The sequence below is a fragment of the Gilliamella sp. Fer4-1 genome (assembly GCF_001690515.1).
GTDB lineage: Bacteria > Pseudomonadota > Gammaproteobacteria > Enterobacterales > Orbaceae > Gilliamella > Gilliamella apicola_C.
In genome coordinates, this window is the sequence record NZ_LZGZ01000131.1 from 1 (window position 1) to 2,693 (window position 2,693).

At 31.0% G+C, this 2,693-nt stretch carries 1 protein-coding gene and 1 pseudogene; one reads left to right on the forward strand and one right to left on the reverse strand.

The features are described 5' to 3' along the window. Positions 1 to 326 precede the first annotated feature (326 nt). Positions 327 to 1,410: pseudogene (locus tag A9G30_RS04570) on the reverse strand (IS3 family transposase). A 281-nt stretch (positions 1,411 to 1,691) separates the two neighbouring features. Between A9G30_RS04570 and A9G30_RS04580 the strand changes: the two are divergent. Next, positions 1,692 to 2,693, forward strand: a 1,002-nt coding sequence (locus tag A9G30_RS04580; RefSeq protein ID WP_141671990.1) for a hypothetical protein, incomplete at its 3' end; no start/stop codon positions are given.

Sequence of the window (2,693 nt, forward strand, 5' to 3'; positions counted from 1 at the left end):
ACTAATCCATTTCGTGTTGTAAAATAGCTATTTTATTTGTTATTACGCCCATGCACATATTAGTAAATGGGCGACATAATATTAATTAGTGTAAAAATATCACTACATTTAACTAAATTGATTCTACTACTTTTGATAAAGGTTAGCTTGTTTTTTTATGTATACTTATGTAACTACGCCTTAAAATAGTGCATATAAAAATAGAAAATTCTCTATAATAAAATGAATAGAATTCAATTATGAAAAAATTTCCCATCACAAAATCATATCTATTATAAAAAAGCTGTGTGAATACCCCAAGCTTAGTACACAACTCACGTAGAAAATCATGCTGCTTGTTTTAGTGTTTTATACTCAATCGGTGTCATGTTATTTAACGCCTCATGCGGTCTTTCGGTGTTATAAATGGTTAGCCATTCTTCGGTTACCTTTCTTGCTTGTTCTAGATTATTAAATAGATATAAATCAAGTACCTCAGTGCGATAGGTACGGTTAAATCGTTCAATATAGCCATTTTGATAAGGGCTACCAGGCTGGATATAATCAATGGTTATATCATGTGATTTAGCCCAATTTATAAAGGTTTTTCCTGTAAATTCTGGCCCATTATCGACCCGTATTTTTAATGGATACCCATGATATTCGGCCAGTTTATCCAAATAACGAGTCACTCTACCTGCGGGTAAGCTTACTGCAATATCAATACCTAACGCCTCACGATAAAGTCATCGATGACATTGAATGTCCTAAAGCGACGTTGATTACGACTACTGTCACTCATAAAATCCATTGACCAACATTCACCTTGTTTATTGGGAGCCAATAACTTTTCTGGCTCCCGAGGTGGAATTCGTTGTTTTCGTTTTGTTTTAAGATTCAGTTTTAACTCACAATACACCCGATAAACACGTTTATGATTCCAACGATATCCCTGTTTTCTGATTCGATTAAAACACTTAGGAAAGCCCCAACGTAAATGCCGGTCTGTGATAGCATTCAACACCGAAACAATCACCGAATCATCCTGTAACTTAGATTGATAATAGTAAGCACAACGGCTTAAGCCAACAATAGCACAACTCATAACAATAGTAACCGAATGATTTTGTTGTAGTTGCTGTGCCCACATTTTACGTGCCTTTGTGGGCACTAAAGCTTTTTTATGATTTCTTCCTGAAGTTGAGATTTTAAGCTCAGTTCGGCAAACATCTGTTTAAGCTTGCGGTTTTCAGCCTCCAGCTCCTTCAAGCGTTTGATATCCGAAATTTCCATTCCGCCGTATTTTTCCCGCCATTTATAGAAAGTTGAATTACCCATGCCATATGTACGGCACAGCTCTTTAACGGGAATACCCGCTTCAGCTTCTTTTAAAATAGCTACGATTTGATGTTCAGTCATTTTTTTCATCATTAAATCCCCTTTTCTTTTATCATAGAGAATTTTCTACTTTTTTTCTGTACTATTTTAGGGGGTAGTTACCATACCTAATAGTATTGCTTTAGAGAATAGCTATACAAGATATCATCCAACAAGAGGACGTGACAATCAAAGTATAGCGAGTGTTTGGGCTCATTATGATGTTCGGGTTTTTGAGAGTAAGTTTTTGGAAAATCAGTTTTTTGTCAAAACAGCAAAAGATATCAATGGTAAATATTTACAAGAGTTAGTTAAAAATTTAGGAAGCTAATAACATGTTTGGATTTTATTTTTATATAATAAAAAAATATATATCGTTAGCAAAACTTGTTTGTTTATTATATGTTTTTTTGAATTTTTCATATACTTATGCAAAAGATATTAATCAAGCTTATTGGGTTTTAGATAAATATATTGAAAATAATTATCTAATGAAAAAAGATAGTTATAACCCTAATTATTTGAATAATTTACGAGTTAAGTTAGTTAATAATATCATTTATATTAATAATAACCAGTATAATGTCAGCGTACATCGAACATCTGATTTATCCCAATTGCTCACAAAAAATCTAATTGAAAATCCAATTATCAACGAATTTATTTTACCGAATGGTGATGTAAATTATTTACAATTCGATGATGTTTTAGATGCTGATTTAGCTAAATTATTATTGCCAAAGCATAGATTGATTTTTGGAAATGATCAGTTATTATTTATCAATGAATCTTTTGTTGCATCTTTTTTAAAACCCCAAAACAAGTATTCATTTCAAAAATTAAGTAATAGATTTCCCTCATTAGATTTACCAATTAATTCTAAAAGATCAGCGAAATTTATTCAGGATGAGAATTATTATAATTACCCTCAAAATATATCAAGAAGTTTTGCATACTATTTAAACTTATTCGATAACGATAGTTTATATGAACAGTTAAATAATTATTTAATTGATTTAAATGGAATAAAGCTACCTCAAATTAATAATGTGATAAATCCAATTTTAATAACTGGCACACAAGAAAATGAAGAGCAAATAATTTATCTTTACCTTTTATCAGAACAATATGATTTTTTAGATAAGATAATATTAAAAAATTATTATGGCGCAACAAGAGATGAGGCAACAAATATGTATCCAGCCGGTTTTGGTGGTTACAATATAGACAAAAACTATTCCATTGAACGCCAACAACGCTTTGAAGATGAAACAATAGAAATACAACATTTTCAAATTACAAAAGAAGGAAAGTTTCAAGAAATACCGGTTACGTCT